A 1,661-nucleotide genomic window follows, 5' to 3' on the forward strand; every position below is an offset into this window, starting at 1 on the left:
CCATGTCAAGGTCTTCTGGGTCATGCACGGGGTGTCCACGGCCCAACTGGCCCTGAACCACGGTGCGGACGATATGGACGGCTCGGTGGTCGAGTACAAGATCACGCATGACGCGGATGACTTCGGCACACCGGACAAGCTGACCCGCGAGGACATTCTCGAACTGATCCGGGACGCCGGCTTCCGCCCCGTCGAGCGCAACACCCGCTACGAGACCATCCGCGAGTACCCGGGCCCCGACCCGGACCGCCGCGAATCCCCGCAGCCCATGCGCGTCTGAGGCCCGCCGGCCCCAGCGCCCGAAACCACAGACCAAGACCAAGACCAAGACCACGATCGGCAGGCAGGCGGTATGTCCACCAACGCGAACGTGAACGACGACGAACTCGAGGTCTGGATCGACCAGGAACTGTGCACCGGAGACGGCATCTGCGTGGAGTACGTGCCGGAGGTCTTCGAGCTGGACATCGACGGTCTCGCCTATGTGAAGGATGAGAACGACGAGTTGCGCCAGGAGCCCCGGGCCACCGTGCCGCTGCCCCTGGATCTGATCCGGGATGTCGCGGACTCGGCCAAGGACTGTCCGGGCGAGTGCATTCACGTACGGCGCATCAAGGACGCGGTGGAGGTCTACGGGCCGGAGGCCGAGTCGGCCTGACCAGGGCCGGCGGGCCCGCAGGACACGCAGGACACGCAGCGAACAGGCTGGTTCCCGGAAGGTGTTTTCGGGAGCCGGCCTGTCGGCATGGGTCCGGTCGGCCGGGGTGGGTTGCCCTTCGGCGTGGGCCGCGCCGCCGGGGTGTCCGGTCTGCCGCTCTGACGCGGCGCTCCGATGGCAAGGGTCGGCCGCAGCCTGCGCACAGCACGGCGGTGACCGGATCAGCCGAGTGATCCGGTCACCGCGTCAGAGGGGGCTACGGGCGAGTGGCGAGGAAAGCTGAGCCGGTCAGCTCGCCCCGATCACCTTCAGCTCGGGATGACTCCTCGCGTCGTCCAGGCCGTCCAGGGCTGTGGAGGACAAGTGGGAGACGACATGGTCGTCGACCGGGTCGTTGGCCGGGTCGTCGTGCACGACCAGGTGCTGGTAGGTCGTGTCGCGCTGCGCCGGGACCCGTTCGGCCGACCGGATCAGCTGTAGCAGCTCCATACGGTCCGAGCGGTGCTTGGCGCCGGCTGAGGAGACCACGTTCTCCTCCAGCATCACCGAGCCGAGGTCGTCGGCGCCGTAGTGCAGGGAGAGCTGTCCGGCCTCCTTACCCGTGGTCAGCCACGACCCCTGGATGTGCGGGACGTTGTCCAGGAAGATCCGCGCAATGGCGAGCATGCGCAGATACTCGAAGACCGTCGCCTGGGTCTGCCCCTTCAGGTGGTTGTTCTCCGGCTGGTAGGTATACGGGATGAACGCCCGGAAGCCCTTGGAGCGGTCCTGGACGTCTCGGATCATGCGGATGTGCTCGATCCGCTCGGCGTTGGTCTCGCCGGTGCCCATCAGCATCGTGGAGGTCGACTCCACGCCCAGCCCATGGGCCGCCTCCATGATCTCCAACCAGCGCTCACCGGACTCCTTCAGCGGGGCGATGGCCTTACGGGGGCGCGCCGGCAGCAGCTCGGCGCCGGCACCCGCGAAGGAGTCCAGGCCGGCGGCGTGGATGCGCTGGATG

General features: G+C 67.8%; 2 protein-coding genes and 1 pseudogene. 2 read left to right on the forward strand and 1 reads right to left on the reverse strand.

What is annotated here, in order from left to right; translation table 11 throughout:
• Together AC3EUV_RS38280 and AC3EUV_RS38285 are read left to right on the forward strand one after the other, a co-directional pair.
• A pseudogene (locus AC3EUV_RS38280) lies at nt 1–280 on the forward strand (aminofutalosine synthase MqnE); the annotation flags it as partial.
• 72 nt (nt 281–352) lie between these two features.
• Nucleotides 353–658, forward strand: a complete 306-nt coding sequence (locus tag AC3EUV_RS38285; RefSeq protein ID WP_432146322.1) for a ferredoxin — start codon at nt 353–355, stop codon at nt 656–658.
• A 288-nt stretch (nt 659–946) separates the two neighbouring features.
• Here the strand turns inward: AC3EUV_RS38285 and AC3EUV_RS38290 are convergent.
• A partial coding sequence (locus tag AC3EUV_RS38290; RefSeq protein ID WP_435604891.1) for a radical SAM protein occupies nt 947–1,661 on the reverse strand: 715 nt, incomplete at its 5' end.

The organism is Streptomyces sp. bgisy130 (genome assembly GCF_057708345.1).

Bases quoted from the DNA above. Each gene is read 5' to 3' on its own strand.
- AC3EUV_RS38285 (WP_432146322.1), top strand. From the start codon at position 353: ATGTCCACCAACGCGAACGTGAACGACGACGAACTCGAGGTCTGGATC.